The sequence below is a fragment of the Pseudomonas sediminis genome (genome assembly GCF_039555755.1).
Lineage (GTDB): Bacteria > Pseudomonadota > Gammaproteobacteria > Pseudomonadales > Pseudomonadaceae > Aquipseudomonas > Aquipseudomonas mendocina_D.
Genome location: NZ_CP154631.1, coordinates 1039722 through 1055672, shown reverse-complemented (window position 1 = coordinate 1055672; position 15951 = coordinate 1039722). Strand labels below are relative to the sequence as shown.

Here is a 15951-nt window from a genome sequence, read left to right as displayed (position 1 = left end):
CCCGCTCCCTAGGGAGCACGAATTTTATTTTCGGAGCGCTCAGCGCTCCGGCTCTTTAACCCATGTGAGACCCGTCATGACCCTGAAGACCATCGAAGGTACCTTCATCGCCCCGAAGGGCAAATACGCCCTGGTGGTAGGCCGTTTCAACAGCTTCGTCGTCGAGAGCCTGGTCAGTGGCGCCATCGACGCCCTGGTACGCCACGGCGTGAGCGAGAGCGAGATCACCATCATCCGAGCACCGGGTGCTTTCGAGATTCCTCTGGTCACCCAGAAGGTCGCTCAGCGTGGTGAGTACGCGGCGATCATCGCCCTCGGCGCGGTCATCCGCGGCGGCACCCCGCACTTCGAATACGTCGCCGGCGAGTGCACCAAGGGTCTGGCCCAGGTCTCCATGGAATATGGCGTACCGGTCGCCTTCGGCGTGCTGACTGTCGACTCCATCGAGCAAGCCATCGAACGTTCCGGCACCAAGGCAGGTAACAAGGGTGCCGAAGCTGCGCTGTCTGCCCTGGAAATGGTCAGCCTGCTGGCGCAGTTGGAGGCCAAGTGAGCAACTCCGGTAACGGCCAGCCGGCCAAGAAGGGGCCCAGCGGCAAGATTCTCGCACGCCGTGAGGCCCGTACCCTGGCCATGCAGGCGCTGTATTCCTGGCATATTGCCGGGCAGCCGCTGAACGAGATCGAAGCGCAGTTTCGTGTCGACAACGATTTCAGCAAGGTCGATGGCGCTTACTTCCACGAAATTCTGCACGGCGTGCCGCGGCAGAAGACCGAGCTGGACGAGGCCTTCACGCCGCTGCTCGATCGCCCGCTGGAAGAGATCGATCCGGTCGAACTGGCCATCCTGCGCCTGTCCACCTACGAGCTGAAGAACCGCGTTGATGTGCCCTACAAGGTGGTGATCAACGAAGGTATCGAGCTGGCCAAGGTGTTCGGTGCCACTGACGGGCACAAGTTTGTCAACGGCATCCTCGACAAGCTAGCGCCCAAGCTGCGTGCCGCCGAAGTCAACGCCAACAAGCGGTGAATGAGTTCGAGCTGATCCGTCGCTATTTCGCCGCCGCCCGTTGCGCTCAGGGCGGTGACGGCGTGGTTCGCGGTATCGGCGATGACTGCGCCCTGCTGGCGTTGCCAGCGGGCGAGCAGTTGGCGGTGTCCACCGATACGCTGGTTGCCGGGGTGCACTTTCCCAACGCCTGCGATGCCTTTCTTCTCGGTCAGCGTGCGCTGGCCGTCTCCGCCAGTGACCTGGCTGCCATGGGCGCTACGCCGCTGGCCTTTACCCTCGCGCTGACCTTGCCGAGCGCCAGTGAAACCTGGCTGGCCGAGTTCGCGCGTGGCCTGCAGCAGATGGCCGAGAACTGCTCGCTGGCGTTGGTCGGTGGCGACACCACGCGTGGCCCGCTGAGCCTGACGCTGACCGTGTTCGGCCGAGTGCCGGCCGGGCAGGCACTGTTGCGCAGCGGTGCGCAGGAGGGTGATCTGCTGTGCGTGGGTGGCGAGCTGGGTGACGCTGCTGGCGCCCTGCCGCTGGTATTAGCCCAGCGTGATGCAATGCCTGAAGTCGCCGAGCCTTTGCTGGCTCGTTACTGGTCGCCGCAACCGCAACTGGCCCTGGGGCAGGCACTGCGCGGCCGAGCCACGGCAGCACTGGATATTTCCGACGGCCTGCTCGCGGACTGCGGGCATATCGCCAACGCCTCGCAGGTCGCGCTGCACATTGAGCTGGCGCGTGTGCCGCTGTCTGCAGCGCTGCGCGCCTTTGCCGGTGAAGAGCAGGCGCGGGTCTGCGCGCTCGGTGGTGGCGATGACTACCGCCTGGCCTTTACCCTACCGCCAGCGCTGTTCGCCGACATTCAGCGTGACTGGCCTGAAGTCCAGATTATCGGCCGTGTACTGAGCGGCATAGGGGTGCAGCTGCTGGACGCCAACGGCCAGCCAATCGAACCGCCGCGCGGCGGCTATCAACATTTCTGACAGGACGGAGTGCGTGTGACCGATCACCCCAACCAGGTTCCCGCCGAATACGTACCGCCCTCGGTGTGGCGCAATCCGTGGCACTTCATCGCCTTCGGCTTCGGTTCCGGCACGCTGCCCAAGGCGCCGGGTACCTGGGGCTCGCTGGTGGCGCTGCCGTTCGTGCCGCTGTGGCAGATGCTGCCGGACTGGGGCTACTGGCTGCTGCTCGGGGTCACCATGCTGTTCGGCTTCTGGTTGTGCGGCAAGGTCGCCGACGACCTGCGCGTGCACGACCATGAAGGCATCGTCTGGGACGAGATGGTCGGCATGTGGATCACCCTCTGGCTGGTGCCCGAGGGTTGGGTCTGGTTGCTGCTAGGCTTTCTCATGTTTCGTTTGTTCGACATCGTCAAGCCCTGGCCCATTCACTGGGTTGACCGGCATGTGCATGGCGGAGTCGGCATCATGCTCGATGACGTGATCGCCGGGGTATTCGCCTGGCTGGCCATGCAGGGGCTGGTGTGGGGTTGGGATCGTTATGCAGCGCTGTTGGGCTTTTAGAGAGGCAAGCAAAGATGGCTGCGAGGCTGTTGGCATTGCTGCTGGGCATGAGCGTAATCCTGGCGGCGCATGCCGAACTGCAGCCGCCGGACGAGATTCAGGTGGCCAGCGAAGTCTGGGAAGGGCACACCAATGCCGACGGCACGGGCATGGCCTGGGATATCCTGCGTGAGGTGTTCGAGCCGGTCGGGGGGCGCTTGCATGTGCAGAGCGTGCCTTACACCCGTGCGGTAGGTCTGGTGCAGCGTGGCAGTGCCGATGCCTGGGTGGGTTCCTACCGCGATGAAATAGATGAAGGTGTGCTGTATCCGCGCTGGCATTACGACGGCGAGCGCGTCAGTGCACTCGGTCTGCGCGGCAAGCCGGCCCCCACGCTGGAGTCGCTCGGTGAGCTGCATCTGGTCTGGAAGCGCGGCTACGAATACCAGCGCTATCTGCCGAATGTGCGGCATTACCGGGAAGTTCGGCAGCATAGCGATATTCTTGGCATGCTTGATCAGGGGCATGCCGATTTCCATATCGACTCCCATTTGGAACTCGAGCTGCTGCTGGCGAATGTTGCGCGACGCGGCCGCTATCAGTTGGTCGAGCTGACCTGGTTGCCGCTTTACATCGGTTTTGCCGATAACGTCAGAGGGCGCGCCCTGGCCGAGCTGTTCGATCAGCGCATGGCGCTGCTGGTCAAGGCCGGGACGTTACGGCCAATCTTCGCGCGCTGGCAGCAGCCTTATCCCTTCGATTGAGCCGGGAGGCCGTCCTACATGCAGTTTCGTCACTGTCTCGCCGCGTTGGCGCTGTTGGGGTCGAGTGTTGTCTGCGCTGCTTCTCAGGTTCAGGTGGTTGGGCTGTTCCCCGGGGCCGCAGTGGTCAATGTCGATGGCCAGCGCAAGCTGGTGCGGGTCGGCCAGACCGGTCCGGGCGGGGTAGAGGTGGTCAGCGTCGACAAGCAGGGGGCGGTGCTGCGTGTCGAGGGTGTCGAGCGCGCCTATCCACTGAGTCGGGAATACAGTGCCGGTTTTGCCGAGCCGGTGAGAAAACGCCTGAGTATCGCCAAGGGTATTGGTGGCCACTATTGGGTCGCCGGGTCGGTCAACGGCCAGACGGTGCAGTTTCTAGTGGATACCGGTGCCACCTCGGTGGCTCTCAATGACGCGCATGCCCGGCGCCTAGGTATCGATTATCGAGTCAGTGGCCGGCCTCTACAGGTCAACACCGCCAGTGGTGTCGCTCGTGGCTGGCGCGTGATGCTTGACCGGGTCAAGGTCGGCGATCTCGAGGTGCTCGGCGTCGAGGCAGTGGTGCTGGAGGGGAATGCACCGCATGAAGCCCTGCTGGGTATGAGCTTCCTCGGTCGGGTGGGCTGGCGCGAAGAACAAGGCATGCTGGTGCTCGAATCCAAGCTTTGAGGTTGCCATTGACCGTTTCGATACTGATGATCGGCAATTCTGACTGACCCGCCAGCGGGGGCTGCTGATACAATGCCGGCCCTGTTTCGTACTCATTGCTAGGAGTATCCGGTGTCCGTCGTGTTTGTCGCCGCCTCCCAACTGCCCACGCCCTTCGGTGTGTTCACCATGCATGGTTTCCTCGATGAGGTTACCGGCAAGGAACATGTCGCCCTGACCTTCGGCAATGTTGCCGACGGTGCACCGGTGCTCGGGCGTCTGCATTCCGAATGCCTGACCGGCGACGCCCTGTTCAGCCTGCGTTGCGATTGTGGTGCCCAACTGCAGGCTGCGCTGCAGGCCATCGCCAACGAAGGTCGCGGCGTGCTGCTGTATCTGCGTCAGGAGGGCCGGGGCATTGGTCTGCTGAACAAGATCCGCGCCTATGAGCTGCAGGACGGTGGGGCCGATACCGTGGAAGCCAACGAGCGCCTGGGTTTCGGCGCTGACCAGCGTGACTACGCCATCTGCCTGCCGATGCTCGAGCACCTAGGCATTCACAGCCTCAAGCTGATGACCAATAACCCGCGCAAGGTCAAAGCGCTGGGTGACATGGGTATCGCCGTGGACCACCGTGTGCCGTTGCAGATTGCACACAACCCCTACAACAAGCGCTACCTCGCCACCAAGGCCGGTAAGCTCGGTCATATGCTGGGCAACCAGCATCAGGGTGAGACCGAGGAGCGCCTGTGACCCGAGGCCAGGTAAAGCGGCGTCTTGCGCTGGCCTGGTGGCGTCAACTGGGCGTGGCGCTGGCGCCCTTGTTCATGTTCAACCTGCTGTTCGGCGGTGGCGGTCACACGGTCATGAGCATGCCGATGTTCATTGCCGGCCTGGCCTCGATGTTCGTCAGCCTGCCGCTGTTTTCCGCTTACAAACGTGCCCTGATCGCGACCGAGAAGGTCCTCGACAGCGACGCCGAGCCTGCCGCCTGGCTGGAGCTGGATCGTGTTCGTTTGCGCGCCTTGCTTGGCGCGGCGCTGCCTGCGTGGATCGCCGCGTTGGCAGTCCTTGCTGGCCTCGAGGCGATCCCGCTGGTTCTGCTGGCGCTGTCGTCCATCGTGCTGCACAGCCTCTACCGCATACCCCGCCAGTTGGGTTGATGCGCACGCTGCTGCTCGCGCTTTGCCTGCTGGCGTTGCCGCTGTCAGCTGCCGAACGGGTAATCAGCCTGGCACCCTCGCTCAGTGAAATCATGCTCGACCTGGATGCTGCTGAACTGCTGGTCGGCGTGCTCGAAGGCGATGAGCGTCCCGCCGCGCTGGCGCACCTGCCCACTGTTGGTCGTTATGGTCAGCTGGAATTCGAGCGACTGTTGCAGCTGGCGCCGGATCTGATCCTGATCGCACCCGGTAGCGTGCCGCCGGCGCAACAAGCGCAGTTGCAGCGTTTCGGTATCGACCTGTTGATCGTCGAGCCGCAGCGCCTTGACCAACTCGGTGAGGCCTTCGTGCGCATTGGCGAGCGAGTGGGCCGGGCGGAGCAGGGCGAGCGGCTGGCGGCCGAGTTTCGCGCCGAGCTGCACGCGCTGCGCCAGCGCTACCAGCGGGAGCAGCCCCTGACGGTGTTCTATCAGGTCTGGCACCAACCGCTGTACACCATCGGTGGCGAACAACTGATCGGCGATGCGCTGCAGGTGTGTGGCGCGCGCAATCTGTTCGAGGACCTGCCGCAGCCGGCGCCGCAGATCAGCGTCGAGGCGGTACTGGCGCGTGATCCCGATGTGATTCTTGGTGGCAGCAATGCCGAGCTGAGCGCCTGGCAGGCCTGGTCGCAATTGCACGCGGTGCGCCACCGCCAGGTTTGGGCTGTGCCGGACAAGGGCCTGGAACGACCCAGCTGGCAGATGCTCGGGGCCATCGAACAGTTATGTGAGCGGATGGCGGGGGCGCGGTAGCCCTCTCAGGCGGTGCGCACGGTGCATCCTACAGCGGTGGTAGGGTGCGCCGTGCGCACCAAGATCAGAGTTGCGGCGTCCAGGTCAGTGAGAGCAGGGCGCTGCGGCCTTCTTCGCGGTAGCCGTAATAGCTAACGTTGCTGAAGAACGGATCGTTTGGTCGGCTATACAGGGCTTGGGAGTAGTCTTTGTCCAAAAGGTTGTCGACCTTGATTTGCCACAGCAGCTCATCGCTCATCTGCCAGCTCGCGCGTGCGCCCAGCAGGCCGTAGCCGGCGATCTTGCGGTTGTTGGCGGCATCGTCGTAACGGCCGGAGAAGGCCTGCCAGGTCATGCCGGCGGCGATCGCGCCGAACTGACGATCTAGGTCCAGGCTCAGGCTGCGCTTCGTTCGGCGCGGCAGAATGTGGCCGCTGTCGCGGTCACGCGGGTCTAGCAGACTGGCGCCGAGGGTCGCCTGCCAGCCCAGCAGTTCGCGTTCGATGCTCAGTTCCAGGCCCTGCAGGCGCGCTTTGCTGACGTTCATTGGGGTGCTAAAGAACGTCACCGGGTCGCTGACCACTGTGATCAGATCCTCGACCTCGGTACGGTAGGCTGACAGGCTCCACCGGGTATCCAGGTGATCGCCACGCAGTTGTGCCTCGTAGGTTTTCGAACGTTCCGGGGCGAGATCCGGGTTGCCGCCGTAGAACGGAATGGTCGGGAAGTAGAGGTCGTTGAAAGTGGGCGCATGGAAACCCTCACTGTAGCTCAGCACCAGATCCAGATGCTCGGCCAGGTCCAGCGTCAGCGCTGCGCTCCAACTGTCCTCGCTGCCGAACTGCTGGTTGTCGTCGTGGCGCAGGCCCAGTTCGGTGGCGAAGCCGTTGCCACGATAGCGGTGTTGGACGAAAGCAGCCCGGTTCCAGCGTTTGCTGCGGCTGAAGTCGCTGTCGCTGCCAAGGCGGTCTTCGTACCAATCGAGGCCGAGCAGCAACTGGTGAGCGTCGCCGAGTCGCAGGGTGTTGATCCAGCCGGCGCTGTCGCGGTACGTGTTGTAGACATAGTTGTTGTCGGCATTCAGCGGGTCGCGGTTCTCGCTCTTATCCTCGCTATGGCCGAGTTCCAGACGGCTGCTCCAGTCGTCGGCGAGTTGTGCTTCGAGATGGCCGGCGATGCTGGAGACGCTGAAGCGTTCGCTGGGGTTGCCCGGATCGAAACTGAACAGGTCGTCGTACTCGCTCTCGCCACGTTGCTCGAGCAGGCTCAGGCCGCCCTTTAGGCGGTCGTTGAAGCGATGCTCCAGGCTCAGGTTGAAGGCCTTGCGGCGCAGGCCGTCGTGATCGTTGTCGTAACCGCGGCCGTCCTGGGAACGGTCGAAGCCGGCGCGTTCGACCAGGCTGGCGCCGAGGTCGAAGCGGGTGCGCTGGTCGCCGCCGGCCAGACCCAGGCTGCGCTCGAAGGTCTTCTGACTGCCAGCGGCCAGGCGCAGGCGCGGCTGCAGGCCATCCTCGCCGCGCCGAGTGAATATCTGGATCACACCGCCAATGGCGTCGGAACCGTAAAGCGCCGAGCGGGCGCCGCGCGCGACCTCGATACGATCAATCTGCTCGGGGCTGAGAAACTCCAGACGGGCTAGGCCGCTGGCGGCGGCATTCAGGCGTACGCCATCGACCAACACCAAGGTCTGGTTGGCGTTGGCACCACGTAGGAACAGGCTGGTGAGGCTGCCGCGACCGCCGCTTTGTACGATAGACACACCGGGCACGCGGCTGAGTAGGTCGGGCACGCTACTGACCTGCAGACGTTCGATGTCGTCCCGCTCGAACACCGTGGTCGCCGCGGTAGCCTGCGCTTGCGGTTCGGCCAGGCGCCCGGAGGTGACGACCAGCGGCTCGGCCACGTAGGGCTCGGCGGCCAGCGAGAGACCTGGCATGACGGCGATGGCCAGAGCCAGACGGGACAGTTTCATTCTCTTTCCTCAGCGGTCGGCAGACGGTCGAGGAGGGCAGGCGCAAGCGCAGGACGGCGCTTGACCGTGCTGCCCTCCGCAACACCGGTCGCACCGCCTTGGCCGGTCTCCGGGCTCTCGACCCATGTCCGCCTTCTCAGGCAGGGCCCAGCGGCTGTTGGACGTGGCGCACGCTCAGCGGGTGCAGTCGATTACCGTTGCGGGGGCAGCGTCGGCATTGCTCGTGATGAGCGCACCGACTTCCCGTTTAACACTGCTTGCGCAGCGCACCCTGGCGGAACATGAATGGCGCGCACCTTAGTGCGCACGCATATGAATCACAAGCAAGCGCCGCTCATTCAGCGATGAGCGGGCTTCATGCTCAGGCCTGCAGCAGGCTCAGGCGTTGACGCACCGCGCGTTCGATGCCGGCTTCGTCGAGACCGCACTCGGCGAGCATCTGGCTGGGCTTGGCGTGCTCGACGTAGTAGTCGGGCAGGCCCAGGTGCAGCATCGGCAGCTGGATGTTCTCGGCGGCGAAGAATTCGCTGACCGCACTACCGGCGCCGCCCATGATGCTGTTTTCTTCGATGGTCACCAGCAGCGCGTGGCTGCCTGCCAGTTCGCGCAGCAGGGCTTCGTCCAGGGGTTTGACGAAGCGCATGTCGACCACCGTGGCATCCAGGGTTTCACCGACGCGCAGGGCTTCGGCCAGTTGCACGCCGAAGGCCAGCAGGGCGACGCCCTTGCCCTGGCGGCGTACCACCGCCTTGCCAATTTCCAGCGGCTCCAGACCAGCATCCAGCGCTGCATTGGGTCCGGTGCCGCGCGGGTAGCGCACCGCCGCCGGGCCGTCGAACAGGTGGCCGGTGCTGAGCATGCGGCGCATCTCGTTCTCGTTGCTTGGCGTCATCACCAGCATGCCGGGGATGCAGCGCAGGTAGGACAGGTCGAAGCTGCCGGCGTGGGTCGGGCCGTCCTCGCCGACCAGGCCGGCGCGGTCGATGGCGAACAGCACGTCGAGATGCTGCACGGCCACGTCGTGAATCAGTTGGTCATAGGCGCGCTGGAGGAAGGTGGAGTAGATCGCCACCACCGGCTTGGCACCTTCGCAGGCCATGCCGGCGGCGAGGGTGACGGCGTGCTGCTCGGCAATGGCGACGTCGAAGTAGCGCTCGGGGAAGCGCTCGCTGAAGGCCACCAGATCCGAGCCTTCCTTCATCGCCGGGGTAATGCCAACCAGGCGGTTGTCGGCTGCGGCCATGTCGCACAGCCACTGGCCGAACACGTTGGAGTATTTCGGGCCGCTGGGTTTCTTGGGCGCGGCGACCGGAGTCACCGGTTCCAGCTTGGTGATGGCGTGGTAGCCGATGGGATCAAGCTCGGCCGGGGCGAAGCCCTTGCCCTTCTTGGTCACCACATGCAGGAACTGCGGGCCGTCGAGGTCGCGCATGTTGCGTAGTGTGGTCACCAGGGTGGGCAGGTCGTGGCCGTCGATCGGGCCGACGTAGTTCCAGCCCAATTCTTCGAACAGGGTGCCGGGCACCAGCATGCCCTTGGCGTGTTCCTCGACCTTGCGCGCGATTTCCCAGGCGCCGGGCAGGCGCGAGAGGATCTTCTTGCTGCCCTCACGCATGCTGGCGTAGGTGCGGCTGGAGATGATCTTGGCCAGGTAGTTGGACAGGCCGCCGACATTCTTGGAGATCGACATGTCGTTGTCGTTGAGGATCACCAGCATGTTGGCGTTGACGTCGGTGGCGTGGTTGAGCGCCTCGAAGGCCATGCCGGCGGTCAGGGCACCGTCACCGATCACCGCCACGCTCTTGCGCTTCTCGCCTTTCAGGCGGGCTGCGATGGCCATACCCAGCGCCGCGCTGATGCTGGTGCTGGAGTGGCCGACGCCGAAGGTGTCGTACTCGCTCTCGCTGCGCCGCGGGAAGGCGGCCAGGCCGTCCTTCTGGCGCAGCGTACCCATGCGTTCGCGACGACCGGTAAGGATCTTGTGCGGGTAGGCCTGATGGCCGACATCCCACACCAGACGGTCATCGGGGGTGTCGAAGACGTAGTGCAGGGCGATGGTCAGCTCGATCACGCCGAGGCCGGCACCGAAGTGCCCGCCGCTCTGGCCAACGCTGTAGAGCAGGTACTGGCGCAGTTCGTCGGCGAGGGTTTCCAGGTCCGCTTCGGCCAGGCGGCGCAGTTCGTCGGGCGTGTTGGCGCTGTCGAGCAGCGGCGTCAACGGGCGCTCGCGGGGGATCTCGTGGAAAGTGGTCGGCATCAGGCGAATCGTTATAGGTGTAAAAGATGCGGCAGTTTACCTGATGCCGGGAAAACAGCCCAATCTGCTGTCCATATCGCCGTTACTGGTAGTTTCGTGTGAGGAAGTCCAGCAGCAGTACGCTGATCCGTTCACCGCATTCGGCCTGCAGCCAGTGGCCGGCGCCGGGCAGATCATGGCGTTCCAGGTGCGGCACCTTGTCGCCCATGCGTTTCAGCGTCGGCGCCTCGAAGCGCCCGACCGGGTCGTTCTCGCCGAGCAGGAACAGCGTCGGCTGCTCCACCTGAAGCCCGGCCAGACGCTCGGTGCGCTGCCAGTTGCGCTCGAAGTTGCGGTACCAGTTCAGCGCGCCGCGAAAGCCGTGGCGCTCGAAGGTGCGCAGGTAGTGGGCGAACATCGCCTCGTTGCACCAGGGCGGCAGCGGCAGGTCATCCGGCATGCCGTCGAACAGTCGCGCATTGGCTGGTTTGTCCGTTGCCAGCAGGGCATCGCCGAGGCCGCCGAGCAGCAGGCGCAGGCTGCGGCCGATGTCCTCGTCCAGTTCGGCCTCGGCCACACCCGGCTGCTGGAAATACAGGATGTAATGGAAACGCCCGGCGTAGGCCTCGCGCATCATCTCGATGGCCGGGCGTTTCGGCCTGCCGCCGAAGGGCACTGACAACGCGCCGAGCGCCTTGACTCGCTGCGGCTCCAGTAGCGCCAGGTGCCAGGCCACTGGTGCGCCCCAGTCGTGGCCGACCACCGCCACCTCGCGCTGGCCGAGCTTGTCCATCGCCGCCTGGATATCGCCGCACAGGGTGAGCAGGTCATAGGCCGCCGGATCGACCGGCGCGCTGCTGGCGCCATAGCCGCGCATCTCCGGGGCGAACACCCGGTAGCCGGCGGCGGCCAGCGCCTCGATCTGCGGATGCCAGGCGTACCAGCATTCGGGAAAGCCATGCAGCAGCCACACCGGCTTGCCATGCTCCGGGCCGGCGCTGTACAGGCTCAGTTCGATGCCGTTAACGGCGAGCAGGCGATGGTCGATGTGCATGGATAATTCCTTGGCTATGTCTGAGTTAAGTGTTGGGGGGAAAGGGCCGTAGGGTGGGCCGGGCGGCGCTCCGCTTCAGCCCACCACCGACGGTCAGCGTGGGCTAAAGCCCACCCTACAAGGCTCCGAACCTTCCCGGAACTGCTTGGCAACAGCTAACGCGGACATAGCCAATTCCTTACCAGGTGTCGACGAAGGGACGTTTCTTGCCATCGCGCCGGGGCGGGCGCGGCGCCGCATTGAGGCCGCGCAGCAGCCAGGCGCGGCTGTCGGCTGGGTCGATCACGGCGTCGATCTCCAGATAGCTGGCCATGTTCAGCGCCTTGCCGTTGTCGTAGGCCTTGGCCACCAGCTTGTCGAACAGCGCCTGGCGCGCGGCCTCGTCCGGCTGGGCCGCCAGCTCTTTGGCAAAGCCCAGGCGCACCGCACCCTCCAGACCCATGGCGCCGAATTCGCCACTGGGCCAGGCGGCGGTGAACAGCGGCGAATGGAAGCTGCCGGCGGCCATGGCCTGGGCGCCGAGGCCGTAGCCCTTGCGCAGCACCAGGGTGAAGAAGGGCACCGTGAGGCTGGCGGAGGTGACGAACAGGCGCGAGACGTGGCGCACCGTGGCTTGTTTCTCCGCCTCCGGGCCAACCATGAAACCGGGGGTGTCGCACAGCGAGACGATGGGCAGGTCATGCGCCTCGCACAGTTGCAGGAAGCGCGCGGCCTTGTCGCCGGCCACGGCATCGATGGCGCCGCCCAGGTGTGCGGGGTTGTTGGCGATCAGCCCGAACGGCTTGCCCTCGATGCGAATCAGCGCGGTGATCAGGCCGGGGGCGAACTGGCGGCGCAGTTCCAGCACGCTGCCGTCGTCGGCCAGCAGTTCGATGACCTTGCGGATGTCGTACACGCGCAGGCGGTTTTCCGGGATCACCTGGCGCAGTTCGCGGGGATCGCTGCACTGCCAGTCGCTGAGCGGGCCCTGGAAATAGCCCAGGTACTGCTTGGCCACGGCGACCGCGGCGGCTTCGTCCACCACCAGCACGTCGATCACCCCGTTGGGGCCCTGCACGCTGGTCGGGCCGACCTGCTCGGGGGTGAAGCTGCCCAGTCCGCCGCCTTCGATCATCGCCGGGCCAGCCATACCGATGCTGGCGTTGCGGGTGGCGATGATCACATCGCAGCAGCCGAGCAGCGCGGCGTTGCCGGCGAAGCAGCGGCCGGAGACCACACCCACTGTCGGCACCAGGCCGGAGAGTTTGGCCATGGCGACGAAGGTGTGGCAGTCGAGCCCGGCCACGCCGACGAAGTCGGTATCCCCCGGTCGGCCGCCGCCGCCTTCGGCGAACAGCACCACCGGCAGGCGCCATTGCTCGGCCAGGGCCAGCATGCGGTCAGTCTTCTTGTGGTTCATCACGCCCTGGGTGCCAGCGAATACCGTGTAGTCGTAGGCGATGGCCATGCAGCGCGCAGCCTCGCTGCCGAAGCGCGCGGCGTTCACCGTACCGATGCCGGCAATCAGGCCATCGGCCGGGCTCAGCTCCAGCAGCTCCTCGGGCGAACGTCGGCGGCGCTGGGCAGCCAGGGCCATGGCGCCGTATTCGATAAAGCTGTCTGCATCGAGCAAGTCGGCGAGGTTCTCGCGCACGGTGCGCTGGCCGGTCTTGCGCCTTTTCGCCACGGCCTCGGGGCGACGCGCATCGGTCAGGCGCGCATGGCGCTCGAGCACTTCGGCCAGATCGGCACGGATATGCGCCAGGTCGACTGCCTGTTCGCCGTGGGCGTCGATGCCATCCACCTCGGCCGGCTGCAGGAACGCCAGCGCCTGGCCCTCACCGATGGCGTCACCGGGGGCCACGGCCAGCGCACGGACGATGCCGCTGTGCTCGGCCTTGACCTCGAATTCCATTTTCATCGCTTCCAGCACGGCGATGCGCTGGCCGGCGGCCACGGCGTCGCCATCGGCGATCTCCAGGCTGACCAGCACGCCAGCGCTGGGGGCGCTCAGGGCCAGCGTGCCGGGCGGAGCATCGACTGTGGCCTTGGCGCTGTGCAGCGAAGTATCGGTGGCGAAGTAGCGATGTGGATGGGCCTGCTCGCGAGGGGCCAGCAACTCGCTCAGATGCCGCTCGACGTAGGTGGTATCGACCTGGTTGGCGATCACCGCCTCGCAGTGCAGCAGGTTCTGCAGCAGGTGCAGGTTGCTCGCCACGCCGTCGAGGCGGAACTCGCACAGCCCTCGGTAGGCGCGGCGCAGGGCGCTGGGGTAGTCGCTGGCGCTGGCGATCAGCTTGGCGATCAACGAGTCGTAGGCCGGGCTGACGATGTAGCCGGCATAGCCGCAGCCATCCACACGCAGGCCCGGGCCGGAGGGCGGTTGATAGGCGCCGAGCACGCCACTGGCCGGGCGCGCGCTGCCATCGGCGAGCAGGGTTTCCAGATTCAGGCGCACCTGCACGGCATAGCCCTTGGTCGCAGGTGGTGTGAGCAGATTCAGCTCGGCCAGGCTTTTGCCGGCGGCCAGGTGCAGTTGTGTGTGCAGCAGGTCGATGCCAGTTACTTGCTCGGTAACGGTGTGCTCCACCTGCACACGCGGGTTGGCCTCCATGAAGTAGAAGCGCCCCGGCTGGTCGAGGTCGAGCAGAAACTCGAAGGTGCCGATGCCGCGATACTGCACCTCGGCCGCCAGGCGCAGGGCGCTGGCGATGATCGCGTCACGGGTGGCCACATCCAGATCAGGGCTGGGCGCGATCTCCACCAGCTTCTGGTGGCGGCGTTGCAGGCTGCAGTCGCGCTCCCACAGGTGGCTGACTGTGCCGCTGCCGTCACCGAGCACCTGCACTTCGATATGCCGGGCGCGGCGCACGCGCTTCTCCACGTACAACGCGCCACTGCCGAAGGCGCCCTGGGCCTCGGAGGCGCAGCGGGTGAAGGCCTCGGCCAGTTGCGCCTGATCATCCACCGCGCGCATGCCGCGACCACCGCCGCCAGCCAGGGCCTTGAGCATCACGCTGCCGTGCTTGGCGAGAAAGGCGTATGCCTGCTCAAGCGTCACCGTCTGGTTGATGCCGGGTACCAGCGGTACGTTGCAGCGCTCGGCGAGATCACGGGCGGCGGCCTTGTCGCCGAACAGTTGCAGTATCTCTGATGTGGGGCCGACGAAAGTCAGACCGGCGGCTTGGCAACGACGGGCGAACTCGGCGTTCTCGGCGAGAAAGCCGTAGCCGGGGTGGATGGCCGTGCAGCCCTGTTCACGGGCGATGGCAATGAGCTGATCTACGTCCAGGTAGGCCGCGACACCGCGACCGACCAGCGCCACGGCCAGGTCGGCCTTGCGTGTGTGCAGGCAGGCGCTGTCGTCCTCGGCAAATACCGCGACGCTGCGGATGCCGAGGTCGGCGCAGGCCTGGGCAATGCGAATGGCGATCTCGCCACGGTTGGCGATCAGCAGGGCGGGGAAGGGCATGGCGGCTCCGGACGTCTTGTCGTTATGGAGCCATCTTAGGTGGCTGGTGGCCGGCGTAAAGCAAGCCTTATGTGGCGATCATGCAGTTATAGATGACAATGATGGAGTGGAGCGGCCATCGCGGCTGAAGCCGCTCCCACAAGAGCAGCCTAGCTGCGCCGCTCGACGATGTAACGTGCCAGCTCGCGCAGCGGTTCGGCGCTGTTGCCGAACGGGCGCAGCACGTGCAGGGCCTGGTCGCGCAGTTCCAGGGCGTAGTCCTTCGCGGCGTCGAGGCCGAGCAGGGCGGGGTAGGTGGGCTTGTCGTGGGCTTCGTCCTTGCCCTGGGTCTTGCCCAGGGTGGCGGTATCGCTCTCCACGTCGAGGATGTCGTCCTGCACCTGAAAGGCCAGGCCGATGGCGCGGGCGTATTGCAGCAGGGCCTTGAGTGCCAGTTCGTCGGTGCTGCCACTGGCCAGGGCGCCGAGCGCCACGCTGGCTTCGATCAGCGCGCCGGTCTTGTGTCGGTGCATCACTTCCAGCGCCTGCTGGTCGAGTTGCAGGCCGACCGAGCCAAGGTCGATGGCCTGACCGCCGACCATGCCGGCCGGGCCTGCAGCCTGGCTCAACAGTTCGATCATCTGCAGGCGCGTCTCGGCATCCTGCGGGTTGCGTCGGCGGTCGGCGAGTACGCCGAAGGCCAGGCTTTGCAGAGCGTCGCCGGCAAGGATTGCACTGGCTTCGTCGAAGGCCTTGTGCGTGGTCGGCTGGCCACGGCGCAGGTCGTCGTCGTCCATCGCCGGCAGGTCGTCATGCACCAGCGAATAGGCATGGATCAGTTCTACCGCGCAGGCCGCACCGTCGGCACGTTCGAGATCGCCTTCGAGGGTTTCGCAGGCGGCGTAGACCAGCAGCGGGCGGACGCGCTTGCCGCCATTCATGACGCTGTAGCGCATGGCTTGGTAGAGCCGTTCGAGTTCTTTGCGCGGTGCTTGGAACAGCTGTTCCAGGGCGGTATCGACGCGGGTCTGGCAGCGCTTCTGGTACGCCGCAATCATGCGGATTCTTCCGTGTCGAAGGGCGCTGCCTGCAACTCACCGTCGCGCTCCAGCAGAATCTGCACTTTCTGCTCGGCCTGGGCCAGGGCGGCCTGGCATTCGCGGGTCAGGCCGATGCCCTGCTCGAAGGCAGTCAGGGAGTCTTCCAGCGACAGCTCGCCGCTCTCCAGGCGCTCGACCAGCGTCTGCAACTCGGCGAGGGAGTGTTCGAAGTCGGGAGCGGCTTTCTTGCGGGCCATGGTGCGGGTTCTCGGGAAGCGTAGAAACGGGCGCGACACTAGCAGAGCCGCGCCACTCGGGCAAATCAGCGGGCTGATCGATCAGCGCTGCATGCTGATTTTGTAGGAGCGGCTGGGCG

15 protein-coding genes and 1 riboswitch are annotated in these 15951 nt (G+C 65.5%); of the genes, 9 read left to right on the top strand and 6 right to left on the bottom strand.

All coding sequences use genetic code 11. From position 1 onward, the window contains the following. Nucleotides 1-76: 76 nt before the first annotated feature. The 9 genes from ribH to AAEQ75_RS05005 all read left to right on the top strand — a co-directional run bounded on the left by ribH (nt 77) and on the right by AAEQ75_RS05005 (nt 5864). Nucleotides 77-553, top strand: coding sequence for a 6,7-dimethyl-8-ribityllumazine synthase (ribH, locus tag AAEQ75_RS05045; protein ID WP_343351054.1), 477 nt, complete (start codon nt 77-79; stop codon nt 551-553). Then, nucleotides 550-1029, top strand: coding sequence for a transcription antitermination factor NusB (gene nusB, locus AAEQ75_RS05040; RefSeq protein ID WP_003463208.1), 480 nt, complete (start codon nt 550-552; stop codon nt 1027-1029). The genes ribH and nusB overlap by 4 nt, the downstream gene beginning before the upstream one ends. After that, nucleotides 1026-1979, top strand: coding sequence for a thiamine-phosphate kinase (gene thiL, locus AAEQ75_RS05035; protein WP_343351053.1), 954 nt, complete (start codon nt 1026-1028; stop codon nt 1977-1979). Before nusB ends, thiL begins: the two co-directional genes overlap by 4 nt. A 15-nt stretch (nt 1980-1994) precedes the next feature. Then, nucleotides 1995-2522 (top strand): phosphatidylglycerophosphatase A family protein, encoded by a 528-nt coding sequence (locus tag AAEQ75_RS05030; protein ID WP_106733424.1) that lies wholly within the window; start codon nt 1995-1997, stop codon nt 2520-2522. A gap of 14 nt (nt 2523-2536) precedes the next feature. Then, nucleotides 2537-3265, top strand: coding sequence for a substrate-binding periplasmic protein (locus AAEQ75_RS05025; RefSeq protein ID WP_343351052.1), 729 nt, complete (start codon nt 2537-2539; stop codon nt 3263-3265). Between the two features lie 18 nt (nt 3266-3283). Continuing rightward, nucleotides 3284-3928, top strand: coding sequence for a retropepsin-like aspartic protease family protein (locus AAEQ75_RS05020; RefSeq protein WP_343351051.1), 645 nt, complete (start codon nt 3284-3286; stop codon nt 3926-3928). Nucleotides 3929-4039: 111 nt separating this feature from the next. After that, entirely contained in the window at nt 4040-4660 is a 621-nt protein-coding gene (gene ribA, locus AAEQ75_RS05015; RefSeq protein ID WP_099526297.1) for a GTP cyclohydrolase II, read from the top strand. Continuing rightward, on the top strand, nt 4657-5070 hold the full coding sequence (locus AAEQ75_RS05010; protein WP_343351050.1) for an MFS transporter: 414 nt from the start codon (nt 4657-4659) through the stop codon (nt 5068-5070). Before ribA ends, AAEQ75_RS05010 begins: the two co-directional genes overlap by 4 nt. After that, nucleotides 5070-5864, top strand: a complete 795-nt coding sequence (locus AAEQ75_RS05005; protein ID WP_343351049.1) for a cobalamin-binding protein — start codon at nt 5070-5072, stop codon at nt 5862-5864. The genes AAEQ75_RS05010 and AAEQ75_RS05005 overlap by 1 nt, the downstream gene beginning before the upstream one ends. A 64-nt stretch (nt 5865-5928) precedes the next feature. Here the strand turns inward: AAEQ75_RS05005 and AAEQ75_RS05000 are convergent, their stop codons facing one another. The 6 genes from AAEQ75_RS05000 to AAEQ75_RS04975 all read right to left on the bottom strand — a co-directional run bounded on the left by AAEQ75_RS05000 (nt 5929) and on the right by AAEQ75_RS04975 (nt 15832). Next, nucleotides 5929-7815 carry a TonB-dependent receptor domain-containing protein gene (locus AAEQ75_RS05000; protein WP_343351048.1) on the bottom strand — a complete coding sequence of 629 codons (1887 nt, stop codon included), beginning with the start codon at nt 7813-7815 and terminating at the stop codon, nt 5929-5931. Between the two features lie 83 nt (nt 7816-7898). Continuing rightward, nucleotides 7899-8104, bottom strand: a riboswitch (cobalamin riboswitch). 72 nt (nt 8105-8176) lie between these two features. Beyond that, entirely contained in the window at nt 8177-10072 is a 1896-nt protein-coding gene (dxs, locus tag AAEQ75_RS04995; RefSeq protein ID WP_343351047.1) for a 1-deoxy-D-xylulose-5-phosphate synthase, read from the bottom strand. Nucleotides 10073-10154: 82 nt separating this feature from the next. Beyond that, the gene (locus tag AAEQ75_RS04990) at nt 10155-11105 is read right to left on the bottom strand and encodes an alpha/beta fold hydrolase (protein WP_343351046.1); all 951 of its coding nucleotides are present in this window, start codon (nt 11103-11105) and stop codon (nt 10155-10157) included. A gap of 178 nt (nt 11106-11283) precedes the next feature. Continuing rightward, nucleotides 11284-14556, bottom strand: a complete 3273-nt coding sequence (locus AAEQ75_RS04985) for an acetyl-CoA carboxylase family protein (RefSeq protein WP_343351045.1) — start codon at nt 14554-14556, stop codon at nt 11284-11286. Nucleotides 14557-14705: 149 nt separating this feature from the next. Continuing rightward, a complete protein-coding gene (gene ispA, locus AAEQ75_RS04980) occupies nt 14706-15593 on the bottom strand; it encodes a (2E,6E)-farnesyl diphosphate synthase (RefSeq protein WP_343351044.1) in 888 nt (295 codons plus the stop codon). Further along, nucleotides 15590-15832 (bottom strand): exodeoxyribonuclease VII small subunit, encoded by a 243-nt coding sequence (locus AAEQ75_RS04975; protein ID WP_343351043.1) that lies wholly within the window; start codon nt 15830-15832, stop codon nt 15590-15592. The genes ispA and AAEQ75_RS04975 overlap by 4 nt, the downstream gene beginning before the upstream one ends. Between the last annotated feature and the right edge of the window lie 119 nt (nt 15833-15951).

Coding starts and splice junctions, on each gene's coding strand:
- ribH (WP_343351054.1), top strand. CDS start 77: ATGACCCTGAAGACCATCGAAGGTACCTTCATCGCCCCGAAGGGCAAA.
- AAEQ75_RS05025 (WP_343351052.1), top strand. CDS start 2,537: ATGGCTGCGAGGCTGTTGGCATTGCTGCTGGGCATGAGCGTAATCCTG.
- AAEQ75_RS05020 (WP_343351051.1), top strand. CDS start 3,284: ATGCAGTTTCGTCACTGTCTCGCCGCGTTGGCGCTGTTGGGGTCGAGT.
- AAEQ75_RS05005 (WP_343351049.1), top strand. CDS start 5,070: ATGCGCACGCTGCTGCTCGCGCTTTGCCTGCTGGCGTTGCCGCTGTCA.
- AAEQ75_RS05000 (WP_343351048.1), bottom strand. CDS start 7,815: ATGAAACTGTCCCGTCTGGCTCTGGCCATCGCCGTCATGCCAGGTCTC.
- dxs (WP_343351047.1), bottom strand. CDS start 10,072: ATGCCGACCACTTTCCACGAGATCCCCCGCGAGCGCCCGTTGACGCCG.
- AAEQ75_RS04990 (WP_343351046.1), bottom strand. CDS start 11,105: ATGCACATCGACCATCGCCTGCTCGCCGTTAACGGCATCGAACTGAGC.
- AAEQ75_RS04985 (WP_343351045.1), bottom strand. CDS start 14,556: ATGCCCTTCCCCGCCCTGCTGATCGCCAACCGTGGCGAGATCGCCATT.
- ispA (WP_343351044.1), bottom strand. CDS start 15,593: ATGATTGCGGCGTACCAGAAGCGCTGCCAGACCCGCGTCGATACCGCC.
- AAEQ75_RS04975 (WP_343351043.1), bottom strand. CDS start 15,832: ATGGCCCGCAAGAAAGCCGCTCCCGACTTCGAACACTCCCTCGCCGAG.